Annotated in this window: 14 protein-coding genes; 1 reads left to right on the top strand and 13 read right to left on the bottom strand. The window is 41.2% G+C overall.

Features of this window, described 5'->3' with window-relative positions; translation table 11 throughout:
• Positions 1 to 3 precede the first annotated feature (3 nt).
• The 6 genes from JJN14_RS03475 to JJN14_RS03450 form a co-directional block, all read right to left on the bottom strand.
• Positions 4 to 621 carry a hypothetical protein gene (locus JJN14_RS03475; RefSeq protein WP_049552266.1) on the bottom strand — a complete coding sequence of 206 codons (618 nt, stop codon included), beginning with the start codon at positions 619 to 621 and terminating at the stop codon, positions 4 to 6.
• A gap of 47 nt (positions 622 to 668) precedes the next feature.
• Complete coding sequence (locus JJN14_RS03470; RefSeq protein ID WP_201058920.1) at positions 669 to 3,767, bottom strand: DEAD/DEAH box helicase; 3,099 nt, start codon at positions 3,765 to 3,767, stop codon at positions 669 to 671.
• Positions 3,768 to 3,859: 92 nt separating this feature from the next.
• Entirely contained in the window at positions 3,860 to 5,026 is a 1,167-nt protein-coding gene (locus tag JJN14_RS03465; protein WP_201058919.1) for a MalY/PatB family protein, read from the bottom strand.
• Positions 5,027 to 5,033: 7 nt separating this feature from the next.
• Positions 5,034 to 6,128, bottom strand: coding sequence for a cystathionine gamma-synthase (locus tag JJN14_RS03460; RefSeq protein WP_201058918.1), 1,095 nt, complete (start codon positions 6,126 to 6,128; stop codon positions 5,034 to 5,036).
• 141 nt (positions 6,129 to 6,269) lie between these two features.
• The gene (locus JJN14_RS03455) at positions 6,270 to 8,228 is read right to left on the bottom strand and encodes a peptide ABC transporter substrate-binding protein (RefSeq protein ID WP_201058917.1); all 1,959 of its coding nucleotides are present in this window, start codon (positions 8,226 to 8,228) and stop codon (positions 6,270 to 6,272) included.
• A 204-nt stretch (positions 8,229 to 8,432) separates the two neighbouring features.
• Complete coding sequence (locus JJN14_RS03450) at positions 8,433 to 10,055, bottom strand: putative polysaccharide biosynthesis protein (protein WP_201058916.1); 1,623 nt, start codon at positions 10,053 to 10,055, stop codon at positions 8,433 to 8,435.
• Between the two features lie 105 nt (positions 10,056 to 10,160).
• On the opposite strand from JJN14_RS03450, the gene JJN14_RS03445 reads away from it, so the two are divergent.
• Positions 10,161 to 11,606, top strand: a complete 1,446-nt coding sequence (locus JJN14_RS03445; protein WP_201058915.1) for a UDP-N-acetylmuramoyl-L-alanyl-D-glutamate--L-lysine ligase — start codon at positions 10,161 to 10,163, stop codon at positions 11,604 to 11,606.
• Positions 11,607 to 11,650: 44 nt separating this feature from the next.
• Here JJN14_RS03445 and JJN14_RS03440 read toward each other — a convergent pair whose 3' ends face one another.
• The 7 genes from JJN14_RS03440 to JJN14_RS03410 all read right to left on the bottom strand — a co-directional run bounded on the left by JJN14_RS03440 (position 11,651) and on the right by JJN14_RS03410 (position 15,636).
• On the bottom strand, positions 11,651 to 11,842 hold the full coding sequence (locus JJN14_RS03440; RefSeq protein WP_049488510.1) for a CsbD family protein: 192 nt from the start codon (positions 11,840 to 11,842) through the stop codon (positions 11,651 to 11,653).
• 101 nt (positions 11,843 to 11,943) lie between these two features.
• On the bottom strand, positions 11,944 to 12,594 hold the full coding sequence (locus tag JJN14_RS03435; RefSeq protein WP_201058914.1) for a DUF1803 domain-containing protein: 651 nt from the start codon (positions 12,592 to 12,594) through the stop codon (positions 11,944 to 11,946).
• On the bottom strand, positions 12,578 to 13,090 hold the full coding sequence (locus JJN14_RS03430; RefSeq protein WP_201058913.1) for a YiiX/YebB-like N1pC/P60 family cysteine hydrolase: 513 nt from the start codon (positions 13,088 to 13,090) through the stop codon (positions 12,578 to 12,580). Before JJN14_RS03430 ends, JJN14_RS03435 begins: the two co-directional genes overlap by 17 nt.
• Before the next feature lie 86 nt (positions 13,091 to 13,176).
• A complete protein-coding gene (locus JJN14_RS03425) occupies positions 13,177 to 14,112 on the bottom strand; it encodes a manganese-dependent inorganic pyrophosphatase (RefSeq protein WP_201058912.1) in 936 nt (311 codons plus the stop codon).
• Between the two features lie 82 nt (positions 14,113 to 14,194).
• Positions 14,195 to 14,482, bottom strand: coding sequence for a GIY-YIG nuclease family protein (locus JJN14_RS03420; protein WP_033689123.1), 288 nt, complete (start codon positions 14,480 to 14,482; stop codon positions 14,195 to 14,197).
• Positions 14,472 to 15,221, bottom strand: a complete 750-nt coding sequence (locus JJN14_RS03415; protein ID WP_000390769.1) for a tRNA1(Val) (adenine(37)-N6)-methyltransferase — start codon at positions 15,219 to 15,221, stop codon at positions 14,472 to 14,474. Before JJN14_RS03415 ends, JJN14_RS03420 begins: the two co-directional genes overlap by 11 nt.
• Positions 15,222 to 15,273: 52 nt before the next feature.
• Positions 15,274 to 15,636 carry a S1 RNA-binding domain-containing protein gene (locus tag JJN14_RS03410; RefSeq protein WP_020902234.1) on the bottom strand — a complete coding sequence of 121 codons (363 nt, stop codon included), beginning with the start codon at positions 15,634 to 15,636 and terminating at the stop codon, positions 15,274 to 15,276.

Below are 15,636 nucleotides of genomic sequence, written 5' to 3'. Positions count from 1 at the left end.
CCCCTATTCCGTAATTCTTGTCAGATTCAACTCTTGGGCCACCTGACGTTCTTGTTCTTTTTGTTGATTCTTTTTATTGTAGATTTGGCTCTTCTTCAGAAAATCATAGTTGTTTTTCTTTGGACTTGAAGTTTCTTTCGACTCAGCTTGAGTCGACATATTGTTCACTTCTTCCGCCAAGATGTAATGAGACTGAGTCAATTTTTGACTGTATTTGACAAATTCACCAGGATTTTCCTTTTGGAAAGGAGCTGTAGGTTGATTGCCCTGTCTAACTAGACTTGGCTGAGGATGGCGTCTTGTAGGAGTAATATCCTTAGTCAGATAGCTTGCTGAGCGCTTCTTTTTCAAATCCGCACGCGCTTCTTCACGTGCAACCTCCGCATAGCTCTTTCCTTCTTTTTTAACTCCTAAACCAGCCCTCTTAGGTTTCTCGACTGGCTTTTCAATCTGTTTTACTGGTTTTTCTTCAGTAATAGGGGCCCACTCCAGATAATTCTTATCACGGTATTCTCCCTTGATATTACTGATAAAGTCAGATTCATCATAGAGGTCCATAACCGGCATCTCAGTCAACATGATCTCATCATCTGACACCAATGGAAATCGTTCTTCTCTCATTTTCTATTTCCTTTCAACACTTCATTATAGCGTATTGTCTTGATTTTTCAAGTGCTGGCTTCAGAAATTCCCAAAATTTCTCTAATTTCTGCTAGGGTCAGACTGCCACGTGACTCTGTGCCGTCCAATACTTGTGACACCAGATGTTTCTTTTGTTCTTGGAGTTCCTGAATTTTTTCTTCAATGGTTCCCCTGGTCACTAAGCGATAAACCTCAACCGTTTCTTCCTGCCCCATCCGATGGGCACGGCCAATAGCTTGCGCTTCCACCGCAGGATTCCACCAAAGGTCAACCAAAATAACCGTATCAGCACCTGTCAGATTCAGACCGACACCACCAGCCTTGAGGGAAATCAGAAAGGCATCTCTTTCCCCTTGGTTAAAGGCTTTAGTCATGTCTTGTCTTTCTATGGCTGGGGTTGAACCCGTAATTTTAAAGGATGTCAAGCCCAAGTCTGGCAGTTCTTGTTCAATTTTTTCCAACATTCCCTTGAACTGCGAGAAAATCAAGACACGGTGTCCGCCGTCTGCCACCTGTACCAGCAGGTCTCGGAGACTATCCAGTTTACCACTGGCACCCTGATAATCCTCCATAAAGAGGGCAGGGGTGTCACAGATTTGGCGCAAGCGCATCAGACCAGACAAGATTTCCACCCGACTTCGCTGGAATTCCTGATCTGACACTTGAGCCAGACGGTCTCGCATCTGTTGCAACTGAGCTAGGTAAATAGCCTTTTGCTGGTCTTCCAGTTCATTCTTGTAAACCACTTCAATCAAGTCTGGTAATTCAGTCAGCACTTCTTCTTTCTTGCGCCTCATAACGAAAGGTTTGATAAACTGAGCAACGCGCTCAGCTGGTAATTTCATAAATTCTTTCTTGCTTGGCAAGAGTCCTGGCATGACGATTTGGAAAATAGACCACAACTCACCCAGATGGTTTTCAATAGGAGTTCCTGACAAGGCAAAGACTGACGGCACCACAAATTGTCTCAAGGTCTGGGCAATCTTAGTTTGGGAATTTTTCATGACCTGAGCTTCATCTAAGAAAAGGAAGTCAAAGGCCATCCCCTGATAAAGATCACTATCCTGACGGAAGGTAGCATAGCTCGTCACATAGATTTGATGGCTCTCGGCAAGAATCTCCTCACGACTAGCTTTCAAACCATGAACAACAACCACATCCAACTGTGGAGCAAATTTCTGAAACTCATCTGCCCAGTTGTAAATCAAACCAGATGGCGCTAAAATCAAAACCCGACTTTCTTTTGTCACTTGACTGGTCAAAAAAGCAATGGTCTGCAGGGTTTTACCAAGTCCCATATCATCAGCCAAAATCCCACCAAAACCATAATAATGGAGCATTTGCAACCAACGAATTCCCTTTTCCTGATAATCTCGTAAATCAGCCTGAACCTGAGTTGCTTGCAAAGGAAAGTCCTCTGGATGCGTCAAATCCTGGGCCAGATTCTGGAATTCTTGTGAAAAAGAAACACGATCTCGTCCTTCAAAGAGATGAGCTAAACTATAAGCCAAAGATTTTCGAGCCTGCAAGGCCCCATCTTTTAATTCAAACTGCCCCAGTTCCTGTAGATTTTGGCGAATTTTCTTGGTTTCTTCATCGAAAAAGTAGACTTGATTGGACGCACCAATGTAAAAATCTTGATTGGCAACCAAGGCCTGCATGGCTTGGTCAATTTTCTCTTGGGCAATATCTTGAAAATCAAACTGGATTTCCAAGAGGCCTCCCTTGGAAGCAATCTGCACTTGAGGGCTTGCTAGGCTATAAATTTCTTCTAGCTTGTCTGATAGATCAACATTCCCGAGTTTTTCAAAAACTGGAATGATTTCATGGAAGAAATGATAGACAGACTCGGCTTTTAAGGCCTGACGCCAAGATTGAAAGTCTGCTTCAAAGCCCGCAGCCAAACAGACTTGGAAAACTCTTTCTTCTAAGTCCGCGTCACTCGAAAATGGCAATTCTTCTAGCTCTTGTCGACTAGATACCTGCTTATCTCCATAATCAAACTGAATTTCTAAACGAATCCGATTATCTTCTTCCCTGTCAAAGTAGAAAGAGGGCGAAAAAGTTTTGATTTGTAGACGTTCTGGAGCTGAAACGGTGCCCATCTGGCTAAAGAGCGTTAGACAGGAAGCTAACTTATCTCGGTCACTGCTATCAAATTGCAGGTATTTCTTTCCATGTTGATCCACAGGCAGCGCTTTGATTTCCTTGAGAAGACGCATCTGCTGGTCTGTTAGAAAATAAACCTGTCCTTTATGGAAAAGCACAGCTCCCTGATAAAAGGCATTAACTCTTGGACTCTCACTGATTTCCATTTCAAAATAATCCGAGTATTCTTTTACTATAAAGGCAAATAGATTAGCACCCGCATGCAAATCCTGAAAAATCAGGGTTTGGTAGCTATCTACTTGATGGTCAAATTGAAAATGCGGCAAGGTCATCAGTAAATTCACACCCTGCTCAAAAAAGGTCAGAGGAAAAAAGAGATGCCGACCCTGGTTTTGGAAAAAAAGATCTGGACTAAGTCCTTCCTCCGTTAGTCCCCGCAAAAAAGCCAGAAGCTCTTGACTTGCCTCATCAAAGGCTTCCAAAGACAGAGATTCCTCATAAGTTTTTCCAATCATATAAGGTTTTCTCTTCTCGACGACTTTTAAAAAGAGCGGAATATCCCGAATGACATAGTATTTTTGACTATTGGTTTGCCCGATTCTCAGAGTCCACAAGATACGATTGGTTCCTGCTTCCACTTGTCCCACAGCCGATAATTCATAGGCACATTCTGCTTTTGGAGACAAGATTCGGTCCAAAAATTTACCACCCAAGGTCACCTTGGTTTCAACGGCTTCTTTTTCTTCATGACCTTCTTCCAGACTCTGCAAGATTTCTTGGCCACGCTCATCATTTTTCAAAAAATGCTCCAGAGCTGCCAAATGCACACAGTAGCCCCTCTTTTGGAAAAAATCGCAGGCACAAAAAACCAAATCATCCTCTAAACTATAGCGCAGTTCTTCTTCTGCGACGCGAGCGTAGAGCCGATTATTCTTTTCCTTGATGATGTCAACTTTACCAGTTTCATAAAGGGCAACGCCTTCGATACGGACTTTCCCCGGAATCAATTTAGCCATATTTTTACCTTTACCTTATCTTTTTATTATACCATATTTTCCCCTATGAAAATAGCCTTCTAAGGATACTTTTCTCCTAGAAGGCTGGATTTTTAAAGTTTAGCAAAAGTGGTCACGATGCGTTGGCAAACCTCTTCTAGTACTGACTTCGGCATAGCTACATTGAGACGGGCATGGAGACTCCCTTCCTCTCCAAAATCCAAACCACGGTTGAGGATAACCTTGGCTTCATTTCTCAACAGCTCTTGCAATCTTTCATCAGTCAGGTCATAGGCTGAAAAATCAAGCCAAATCAAGTAGGTTCCTTGCGGCTTCATGACCTTGATTTTAGTCTCTTTTCCAAATAAATCTACCACATAATTAATATGGTCTTCAAAGACTTGCTTGAGTTCCTCTAGCCAATCCTTCCCATAGCGATAAGCAGCTTCTGTCGCCAGATAACCCAAGCCTGAAATTTCATGTTGATTATTAGCCAACTGGCGTTTCTGGTAAGCCACTCTCAACTTAGGATTTTCAATGACTGCATAGGAATTTTTTGTTCCAGCGATGTTAAAAGTTTTAGTAGCACTGCTTAAGACGATAGCAAATTCTTTAAAGGCAGGATTAATGGTATTGAAAGAATGGTGTTTGTGACCAAAGAGGGCCAAATCTTGGTGAATCTCATCTGAAACCAAGAAAACACCATGTTTTTGACAGAGCTGGCCAATCTTCTCCAACACTTCCTTTTCCCACACACGTCCACCAGGATTATGAGGGTTGCAGAGGATATAGAGTTTCACATCCTCTTCTACCAAATCCTTCTCCAATTGGTCAAAGTCAATCTCAAACAGACCATCCTTTTCCACCAAAGAATTGGTAATCAATCTGCGGTTATTCAACTTGACACTGCGAGCAAAAGGTGGGTAAACTGGTGTGTTAATCAGAACTGCCTCGCCTTCTTTTGTAAAGGCTTGAATAGCTGTTGAGATGGCTGGTACCACACCCTCGATAAAGACAAGAGCCTCTTTGTCAAAGTGGTAACCGTGTTGTGTGGCTTCCCACTTTTGAACTTCCTTAATTAACTCTTCACTGGCATAGGTATAGCCATAAACCAGTTGATCAGCGTAAGTTTGCACAGCTTGGCGGATTTCAGGCAAGACTACAAAGTCCATATCCGCTATCCAAGCTGGTAGGACTTCACTATCCGTTTCTGCTTCTTTCCATTTATAGGTATGATGCCCTAAACGATTGGGCATGCTTGTAAAATCATATTTTCCCATCTTTATCTTATCCTTCTAAGGCTTGGCGCAAATCTGCAATCAAATCTCTAGCATCCTCAATCCCAATCGACAAACGCAAGAGGTCATCTGTCAAACCATAAGAATGGCGCACTTCTGCTGGAATATCAGCATGAGTTTGCGTCGTTGGATAAGTAATGAGACTTTCTACCCCACCCAAACTTTCGGCAAAAGAGAAAACCTTGAGGCTATTCAAGATATGTGGAATGCGTGTTTCATCCGCCACTTTAAAGGAAATCATACCTCCACGACCAGTGTAGAGAACTTCCTTAACTGCTGGAGAATCCTTCAAAAAGGCAACCACTTCTTGGGCATTGGCTGTTGAGCGCTCCATACGAAGAGATAAGGTCTTGAGACCACGAATCAATTGATAACTGTCAAATGGAGACAAGACTGCCCCTGTCGTATTGAGATTGTAAAAGAGTTTCTCGTATAGTTCTAAACTATTGGTCACAACCACTCCAGCCAAGACATCATTGTGGCCTGCCAGATACTTGGTTGCTGAATGGAGAACGATATCTGCTCCATCTTCAATCGGACGTTGGTAGATAGGGCTGTAGAAGGTATTGTCCACCACCACTTTGGCACCCTTAGCATGAGCTAATTTTGCTAGTTTTTCGATATCAAATTCCAACATCAAGGGATTGGTTGGTGTTTCGATATAGAGAACATCCACATCCTTTTCTAACTCAGCAATCAACTCTTCTTCTGTATTGGCATAGGTAAAATGGAAACGGCCTTCTTGCTCCACTTGGTTGAACCAGCGGAAAGAACCACCGTAAAGGTCACGGACAGCCAAGACCTTACTTCCTACTGGGAAGACACTAAAGGCCAGTACAATAGCTGACATACCTGAGCTAGTCGCTAGGGCATAGTCTGCTGACTCAATAGCCGCCAAGACTTCTTCCGCCTTACTGCGAGTTGGGTTTTTGGTGCGCGTATAGTCAAATCCAGTAGACTGACCAAACTCTGGGTGCTGATAAGTCGTCGAAAAATGAATCGGTGTCACCAAAGCTCCTGTCGCTTCATCTGATTTGATACCCGCCTGGGCCAAAATTGTGTTAATGTGTAATTCCTTGCTCATACAATACCTCCAAATCTATAGTAACTATTGTACCACTTATTTTCATCAACTCATTTTCTTCTTTTCAAGAGCTAGTTATAGTTTCAAACTATATAAAAAACGACAGCTTCTTTCGAAACCATCGTTTTTCTTGAAAAATCCTTATTTGACATGTTTTGCCAATTCTTCTTGGGCTTTTTTATTGGATTCTTCTTTTTCTTTCAGCCATTTTTCTTTGGCTTTTTCATATTCGTCTTTTGTGACTGTCTTATCTTGTACTTTGAGGTATTTATAGGATTCGATTCCTTTATTACCTGCTAATGAATATGGTTCTGAGAAAGGAACTGTTTTTCTCAATACTGGTGTTCCCCCCTTAGAAATATTTGGAATCGCTAAAGCGCTGTCTACCAACCATGCTTGGATCTCAGCATACTTTTCATAGCGTTTTGCAAGATCTTGCTCCTTATTGGCTTCTTCCAGCATTTGAGTGTAGATATCCAGTCCAACAGCCTTAGCCTTATCATTAGCTTCACCAGGCTCTATACCCAGATTTTGCAACACTCCACCGCTCTTCACATTGAAAATATCAAGATAAGTTGATGGATCTTGATAGTCAGATCCCCAACCACCGTTATATAGATCGTAATCTTTCTGAGCAGCAGTCTGAGCCAAATAGCTTGTATTGTCATAATCTTCAGTAGTGAGTTGTTGAATATCAATTACAACGTTCTCTGCACCTAAGGCTGCTTCAATAGATTGCTTCATAGAATTTGCCTCTTGGACACCCTTTTTAGCAGCTTGGTCAACTGTCATGTCCAAGTGGATAGGGAATTGAACTCCTTTAGCTTGGAGTTCTTTCTTAGCCTCTGCAAATTTAGCCTTGGCTTTTTCAGCATTGTAGTATGGATCTTGGGCATCCGCAAAGTTGATTCCTTGCCATTCCTTACCATAATTGACCATCTTAGAGGCTACTACTTCACCAAAGTCTTTTCCGTTGATACTTACAAAGTTTGGAGGAACAACCAAGTTACGCAAAATCTTAGTTGCACCATCTTCTCCTTGAGATTGAGCCCCGTAAGCTGTACGATCATATGCAAAGTTGATGGCTTGACGGAAGTTTTTGTTAAGAACCGCTTCTTGAGTCGATTTCTTCTCAGCATCACTTGTTTTTGAAGTGAATTTATAAGATTTTCTATCTAGGTTAAAGTTTAAGAAGTAAGAAGTAGTATCTTGCAAGCTATAGATGATATTGTCCTTATTCTTTTCTTTAATTCCTTCAAAACTTGAACTATTTGGATAAAGACGAGCATAGCTATAAGCACCTTCTACAAAGTTACGAGCCAGTGCATCTTGGTCACTACCATCATAATAGGCCAATTTCACATCATCTACAAAGACATTTTTAGCATCCCAGTAGTTAGGATTTTTCTTGAATTCGATGACAGATTTTGAAACAAAGGATTTCATCAAGAAAGGTCCATTGTACAAAATACTAGATGGGTCTACCTTCCCAAAATCATCCCCTTTTGATTTCAAGAAATCTGCATTGACTGGGAAGAGAATGGTTGAAGTTGTTTTTGAGTTCCAGTAAGATTCTGGTCGTGTCAAGGTATATTGAACCGTTTGGTCATCAAGAGCCTTGACTCCGACAGTTGAAAAGTCTGTTGTTTTACCAGTGATATAGTCATCTAAACCAGCAACGGATTCTTGCACCAAGTACAAGGCTTCTGATTTTTTATCAGCTGCATATTTCAAACCAGTTACAAAATCTTGGGCAGTTACAGGAGCATATTCATCTCCATCTGCAGTATACCATTTAGCATCTTTACGTAGTTTGTAGGTATAGGTCAAACCGTCCTTAGAAACACTCCAATCCTCTGCCAAGGATGGAATATAGTTTCCATACTGGTCATTTTCCATGAGTCCATCTACCAAATTAACCACGATATCATTAGTTGTTGCACGGTTTTCTGCTAGATAATTCAAACTAGACGGATCACTAACATAAACATAGTTATATGTTTTTGACGCTGTGCTGGAATTTCCACACGCGCTTAATAAAATACCTGCACTTAATACGACACCTGCAAGCGTTGCATACTTGGCTTTAGACTTTTTCATCTTCAGAACCTCCTGATTTAAATATTTGTCTTATTATACAACTTGAGTTTTATTTAGTCAATAGATTTTTAAGTAAAATTTAAGAAAAATTAAATTACCATCTACAAACTTTAGCTATTATTCTACAAATTAATAAAAAAGAGAATAAATTGAACATTTTATGATAGAAATGTTCAATTTATCCCTTTTATTTATAAATATTTTTTAAGTTAACTTTAATTTGATTCGTAAGCGATCTGCTTGAGCTTTTCCAATAACCTTATCCAATAAACGGGTACGGAGGCTCATAATTCCATAAACTCCTCCACCCATGGCACCGACAAGAGTTACATATAGAAAACTCCACAAACGCCCACTTGGTTGGAAGACAAATCCCAGTATCCACTGGATAGCACCGACACCGATGAACATAACAAAAGTCAACAAACTGATTAAAATCGTTCTCCTAAATACCACATTACCTCTCATTCCTGTTACCCTACATAGTTCACGATAAATGAATAGAATAGGGATGATAAGAGCGATTGATGTTGAAATCAAAGGACCATAACTGTGAAAAAGATAAATTGTTGGTAATTGCAAGACTAGCTTAGCAACCGAACCATAGAAAAAGTAACGGATTGCTTTACGATTATGGAACATAGCCTGAAGCATTGGTGACAAAACCATATATACACCCAAAATGGTTGACTGTAAGACTGCAAAGATAAACAAACCTAATGCCAAACCATCTGGCTTCCCGTAAAATATGGTATAAATAGGTTCACCGACCATGACCACTCCCACAGTTGCAGGAAAAAGAAACAATAGAAGCATCGTTAGATTATCTTGAATCAATTTAGAGGCAGACCTCAAATCACCTTTCACATAGTTTTCGGTCAAAAGTGGCAAGCCTACACCACCAATCGAAACTCCTAAGGAAATCAAAATCATAGTGATTTTATTAGGATTGGCTGAGAAATAAGAAAACATGACAACCAAGTCTTCATTACTATAGTTGGTAAACCAGCTCATACTATTGATAAAGGTCATCTGATCCAAAATCTGGAAAAGCTGGATAGCAGACCCTGTCAGGATAAAAGGAATGGCTTCCTTAATGGTATCGATCAAAAGACGCTTACTATTAATCTTATCTCCTGTTTCAAGGACTCTTTTAAGTAATCCTTCTTTGGCAAGGAAATAGATCAAAACTGCAAAACTGGCTACCATGCCGACAAAGGCAGCAAAGGTGGATTGGGTAACCGCTGCTAGATAATCTCCTGAGCCCATTTTCATAATCATAAAGGTAGCCAAGAGCATCCAGATAACACGAATGACCTGCTCAGCGATTTGGCTCATGGCATAAGGTTTCAGGTTATTCATCCCTTGGAAGAAGCCTCGGATAACACTCATAGATGGGAAAATCAAGACCGCCCAAGCCAAGCTCTGCATGATTGGGATCAAGTCTTTGCCCACGCCAGATAAGTCTGCTAGCCAAGGAGCAAAGACATACAAGACTAAAGCAAAAACCAGACCTAGTCCTGTCATAAAGCCTAAAAAGCTCCGAATCAGGGCAAAGCTATGCTCTTCTTCTCGCATGGTATTATACTTGGCCACTTGCTTGGCCACCGCAACTGGAATCCCTGCTGTTGAAATCAGCAAGAACCAGGCATAGATATTATAGCCCATGGTGAAGAGACCATTTGCTGTAGCCGCATAAGACCCCATCCAGATATACCAAGGGATGATATAAATGGCACCAAGTAGACGACTGATAAAGTTACTAGCCGTTAGCCAAGCAGTCCCCCGTAACATCTGGGCCTGCTGGTGATTGTTTTCGTTAGACATAGATTCCTCATTTAATTTTAATAACTAGGAAAAATTCCTCATCTTCCATTATAAACTTTTCCTTGTCACTTGTAAATTTACGACTTTCGGTTTACAATAGAAAGTATGATAAAGATTGAAACCGTATTAGATATTTTAAAGAAAGATGGTCTCTTCCGTGAGATTATCGACCAAGGACATTATCACTACAACTACAGCCATGTCGTATTTGAAACCATCTGTTATGACAGCCGCAAGGCCAAAGAGAAGAGCCTCTTTTTCGTCAAGGGTGCTGGCTTTAAGAAGGAATTTCTGATTTCTGCCATCTCTCAAGGCCTCGGTTGGTATGTGGCTGAAGAAGACTATGAGGTTGGTATTCCTGCTATTATCGTCAGTGATATCAAGAAAGCCATGAGTTTGGTAGCTATGGAGTTTTATGGCAATCCACAGGAAAAACTTAAACTCCTTGCCTTTACTGGAACCAAGGGTAAGACAACAGCAGCCTATTTCGCTTATAATATCTTATCTCAAGGGTATCGACCGGCTATGCTCTCGACCATGAACACAACTCTAGATGGCAAGACTTTCTTTAAGTCTGCATTGACAACCCCTGAGAGCATTGACCTCTTTGACATGATGAATCAAGCTGTGCAAAATGACCGTACTCACCTCATCATGGAGGTATCCAGTCAGGCCTATCTGGTCAAACGTATCTATGGTCTAACCTTTGATGTGGGAGTTTTCCTCAATATCAGCCCCGACCATATCGGCCCGATTGAACACCCTAGCTTTGAAGACTACTTCTACCACAAACGTCTCTTGATGGAAAATAGCCGAGCAGTAATCATTAACAGTGACATGGACCACTTTTCTGTCTTGAAAGAACAAGTCGATGATCAAGACCATGATTTCTACGGTAGCCAGTCTGATAACCAAATCGAGAATTCCAAAGCCTTTAGTTTTTCAGCTACGGGTAAACTTGCTGGAGACTATGACATCCAGTTAATTGGGCACTTCAACCAAGAAAACGCCGTCGCTGCCGGACTTGCTTGTCTCCGTCTCGGAGCTAGTCTTGAAGACATCAAAAAAGGAATCGCTGCAACCCGTGTTCCGGGTCGTATGGAAGTCCTCACTCAGAAAAATGGAGCCAAGGTTTTCATCGACTATGCCCACAATGGTGACAGTCTGAAAAAACTCATCAATGTTGTAGAAACTCATCAAACAGGAAAGATTGCTCTGGTCTTAGGTTCGACAGGAAATAAGGGAGAAAGTCGTCGTAAGGACTTTGGCCTTCTCCTTAATCAACACCCTGAGATTCAAGTCTTTTTGACTGCTGATGACCCCAATTATGAAGACCCAATGGCCATTGCAGATGAAATCAGTAGCTATATCAGCCATCCTATTGAAAAGATTGCCGATCGCCAAGAAGCTATCAAGGCAGCGATGGCTATCACAAGTCAAGAATTAGATGCTGTGATTATCGCTGGTAAGGGAGCCGATTGCTACCAAATCGTCCAAGGTAAGAAAGAAGCCTATCCAGGAGATGCAGCCGTCGCAGAAAATTATTTATAAGATAAAAAAATCAAGGGAAATGAAACCCTTGATTTTTTCTATTTTTATTTAAAAGCGTTTTTCAAACCTTCAACGGCACCTTCTACAGCATCTTTAGCATCTTCAACTACTTCTTTTGCCTTAGCAACTGTCTTTTCTACAGCGCCTTCTGCTTCAGTCTTACCATCTCCAGTAACTTTACCAAATCCTTCTTTGATAGCGCCTGTTGCTTGTTCCAATTTGTTTTCAAGTGACATATGATTGTCTCCTTTAGTTTTATTCCGATATGTGTTACCGGTTACATATAGTTTATACTTAATCCTAAGGAAAGTCAAACAATGTGCTCAGAAACAAAATTTCAAGCTAAGTAGAAAGTTAATCTCTCCTTGTCAAAATCGACGGTCAACTCATACTTCCCCTCTTCATTTTGGACAATATAGTCTAGGACAACTAAACTGTCCACAAAGATATCACGGCGTTTCTGCATCAGTTGATCTTTTTTGAGAAATTTTAGCAAAAAAGTCGTCATATATTTGAGAGCATACTCAGGATTGACATCTCCCAAAATGTCATAGAGTTCCTGCTGTTTTTCTGTCAAAGGATACTGATGTTTGACCTTGTAGAAATAATTGGACAGGGTCATTTTTGATCTCGCAAAGTCCGTCTTTTCAACTAAAATAGCTGCATTGGTTTGATTTCGTAATTCCGTCTCAAAACTCTGCTCTAACAAGGCTTGATAGGCCAGACTATATTCGCTGACAAAAATCTCTTGATCCAGTTCAAGACTATCAAGTGACTCCAGCATTGGAAGATTAAGGTAATAGCGCTTATTTTCCCGACGAATCAAGCCTGCCTTTATATACTCTTCCATGAGTTTATCAACTGCCACATCTGGAAATTGAGCCTTAATTTCTCTCAAAATAACATCATCATGCTGGTCCAGATAGCGAATCAATTCTCCAAAAAATGGCTGTCTCGTCAAACGAGATGGATTAAAAATCTGAATCATGAAGATTCCTTTCTTTACATTCTAACAGAGGCGATGCTGCCAACCGACTGGGATTGGTCCCAGCTTGGTTCAGAGGAACAGGCAAGCCTAGTTCTCTGTAATACTCTCTCCAAAAGTCACTAATCTCCAGCTCCCCATCCCCAAATTTCATGGGAATGGTTTCAAAAATCGGTAGGATTTCTGCCATATACTGGGAACAGTAAAAACCTTCTCCATCTGGATAGAAAGAAGCATTGTAGGGTGCTCCTAGATGTTTGCAAGCTTTTTCCTTCACAGACTGGATATCCATTTCTGGGTAAACATAGAGGTCGTACAAATGATTGGACTCAAAGAAGTCTGCTGGTTCTTGACAGATAACACCCGCTTTTCCACTAGCATGATAAATCATCCCATCCAAATAAATGGCAACATGGTTATAGTTGCCTGTGGAAGTCTGGATGGCCTGTCCCATATCTGACTCATCTCTCACAAAAATCAAATCACCAGTTTCTAACATGCTTCGCTCCTAGAAAAAAAGGAGCCGAAACTCCTTTCGATATAAGGCAAACTAGCCTGTTCTAATTTGAATTAACACTCAAAATCTTAAGCATTGAAGCTTTCAGTCAATTGAGGTACCACTTGTTTCTTACGTGAAACAGCACCAGCAAGGAAAGCATGGTTGTCTTCAAGTTTGAAGTTGAAAGCCGCTTCGACCTTGTCCATGTTAGTACCAAGTGCTAGGATTTCTGAGTTTGAGTTGACGATATCTGTAATCATCAATACAAAGTCAGAATAACCATTTGTTGCGTTGGCGGCTTGCATTGCAGCTTCAATTTCTGCTTGACGTTCCAAAACTTCAGCGATGTCAACTGTATTTACTTGAGCAACACGGACATTATTTCCGTTCAATTCAAAAGTCTTAGCATCGATGTCAATCAATTCGTCAGCAGATTTGCTAGCCAAGTTTGTACCAGCTTTCAACATAGCTAAACCATATTCTTCCAAGTTTACACCAGCCAATTCAGCCAATTCAGGAGCAATGACTTTATCTGTTGGATGTGTTGTTGGTGATTTCAAAAGAAGGGTATCTGAAATCAAACCTGAAAGCATCAAGCCAGCAATCTCTTTAGGAACAGCTACACCATGTTCTTTAAACATACGGTAAACGATTGAAGACGCTGATCCAACTGGCTCCAAACGCATGTAAAGTGGGCTTGCAGTTTCAAAGTTAGCCACGCGGTGGTGGTCTACAACACCATAAACTTCTACTTCAGCGATATCTGATACAGATTGTTGGAATTCATTGTGGTCAGTTAGGATAACTTGCTCTGCACCTTCTGCTTTGGCAGAAGTGATAACACGCGGTGCTTCTACACCAAAATAGTTCAAGACAAAGGCTGTTTCTTCATTTGGAGTTCCAAGTGCAACAGCTTCCGTATCCAAACCGTAAGCTTCTTTTGCAAGGTAGGCAAAGGCTACAGATGACCCGATGGCATCTGAGTCTGGATTTTGGTGACCAAATACTAGAATCTTAGACATGATAATACCTCATTTTGTTTATTCTCTTTATTGTAGCATTTTTTTCGCTTTTTGACAAAAGTAAGAGGAGTCAAAGGACTCCTCACGATTCTTCAAAATAACTGAGTAAATTTCTATCTTGATTTTCAGATAAAAATCTTTCCTTCTGTGGCCTCTTCTTACGCTTGAGAAGGGCTTCTGCCGACATGGCTTCTTCCTTACTGGCAAAACCTTGAGCATAGATGAGTTTGACTGGCAATCGTGCTCGTGTATATTTGGCTCCCTTCCCACTATTGTGGACAGCGAGGCGTCTTCTCACATCAGTCGTATAGCCTGTATAGTAAGATCCATCACGACACTCCAGCACGTACATATAAGCCTTATGATCCATAATAAATCTCTTCGAGTTCCGGCGTATAAGAGCCATCATCATTGTGGACAATGAGAGGTGGCAAAACCTTAAAGCCACTTGTCGAGCCATCCTTGATAGCCTCAATCAAGAGCATATTGGCTTCCTTTTCTCTTTTTGGATAAACAAACTGCAGGCGCTTAGGGGCTAGATTATGCCGTTGTAAGCTGTCCAAGATATCTAAAAGCCGATCAGGACGATGAACCATGGCCAAGCGTCCATTCGATTTAAGAATACTCTGGGCACTACGACAGATTTCCTGCAAATTGGTCGTGATTTCATGTCGCGCCAAGAGATAATGTTCACTCTCGTTCAGATTGGAATGAGGATCCACCTTGAAATAGGGCGGATTACACAAAATCATATCTACCTTACTTCCCTGAATGTAAGCAGGCATATTTTTCAAATCATCACAGATGACCTCCATCTGCTCTTCCAAACCATTCAAACGGACAGAGCGCTCAGCCATATCTGCCAAACGCTCCTGAATCTCAACAGCCAAAATCTGTGCCTGAGTCCGAGTGCTAGCAAATAGCCCAACTGCTCCATTTCCAGCGCAAAAATCCACTATCAAGCCCTTTTTAGGAAAACGTGGAAAACGTGACAAGAGAACACTATCCACCGAATAGCTAAAGACCTCTCTATTTTGAATGATTTTGATATCTGTCGAAAAGAGCTGGTTAATGCGCTCTCCTGATTTTAATAATTGTTCTTCTTCCATGGTCCTATTATAGCAAATTTATATTAACATTACAAAAGATAGTAATTGCTAACTAGTGCTTCTGATTCTTCAAATGTTGAAGGGCTTCCTTGGTCCAAATTGGCATCATTCGTTTGAGAGGCGCAAAGCCATAGTTAAAACGGTCGCTTGAAAAGCGTCTCCGTCTCGGAAACTGGTGCTTTTCTTCCTCCAAAGTGCGGATCGAAAGACTGGCTTTCCCTGTAAATTCATCTAAATCCACCACCTGAACCAGAACCTCTTCATCGACTTTCAAGGCTTCTTGGATATTTTCAATAAAGCCTGTCCGAATCTCTGAAATGTGAATCAGCCCCGTATCACCCGTTTCTAGCTCAACAAAGGCACCGTAGGGCTGAATCCCTGTAATACGGCCCTTTAGCTTATCACCGATTTTCAT

Origin of the sequence: Streptococcus mitis (genome assembly GCF_016658865.1) — a bacterium.
GTDB classification, from domain to species: Bacteria; Bacillota; Bacilli; order Lactobacillales; family Streptococcaceae; genus Streptococcus; species Streptococcus mitis_BT.
This window is presented reverse-complemented; position numbering and strand designations above follow the sequence as displayed.

Bases quoted from the DNA above. Each gene is read 5' to 3' on its own strand.
- JJN14_RS03475 (WP_049552266.1), bottom strand. From the start codon at position 621: ATGAGAGAAGAACGATTTCCATTGGTGTCAGATGATGAGATCATGTTG.
- JJN14_RS03470 (WP_201058920.1), bottom strand. From the start codon at position 3,767: ATGGCTAAATTGATTCCGGGGAAAGTCCGTATCGAAGGCGTTGCCCTT.
- JJN14_RS03465 (WP_201058919.1), bottom strand. From the start codon at position 5,026: ATGGGAAAATATGATTTTACAAGCATGCCCAATCGTTTAGGGCATCAT.
- JJN14_RS03460 (WP_201058918.1), bottom strand. From the start codon at position 6,128: ATGAGCAAGGAATTACACATTAACACAATTTTGGCCCAGGCGGGTATC.
- JJN14_RS03455 (WP_201058917.1), bottom strand. From the start codon at position 8,228: ATGAAAAAGTCTAAAGCCAAGTATGCAACGCTTGCAGGTGTCGTATTA.
- JJN14_RS03450 (WP_201058916.1), bottom strand. From the start codon at position 10,055: ATGTCTAACGAAAACAATCACCAGCAGGCCCAGATGTTACGGGGGACT.
- JJN14_RS03445 (WP_201058915.1), top strand. From the start codon at position 10,161: ATGATAAAGATTGAAACCGTATTAGATATTTTAAAGAAAGATGGTCTC.
- JJN14_RS03440 (WP_049488510.1), bottom strand. From the start codon at position 11,842: ATGTCACTTGAAAACAAATTGGAACAAGCAACAGGCGCTATCAAAGAA.
- JJN14_RS03435 (WP_201058914.1), bottom strand. From the start codon at position 12,594: ATGATTCAGATTTTTAATCCATCTCGTTTGACGAGACAGCCATTTTTT.
- JJN14_RS03430 (WP_201058913.1), bottom strand. From the start codon at position 13,090: ATGTTAGAAACTGGTGATTTGATTTTTGTGAGAGATGAGTCAGATATG.
- JJN14_RS03425 (WP_201058912.1), bottom strand. From the start codon at position 14,112: ATGTCTAAGATTCTAGTATTTGGTCACCAAAATCCAGACTCAGATGCC.
- JJN14_RS03420 (WP_033689123.1), bottom strand. From the start codon at position 14,482: ATGGATCATAAGGCTTATATGTACGTGCTGGAGTGTCGTGATGGATCT.
- JJN14_RS03415 (WP_000390769.1), bottom strand. From the start codon at position 15,221: ATGGAAGAAGAACAATTATTAAAATCAGGAGAGCGCATTAACCAGCTC.
- JJN14_RS03410 (WP_020902234.1), bottom strand. From the start codon at position 15,636: ATGAAAATCGGTGATAAGCTAAAGGGCCGTATTACAGGGATTCAGCCC.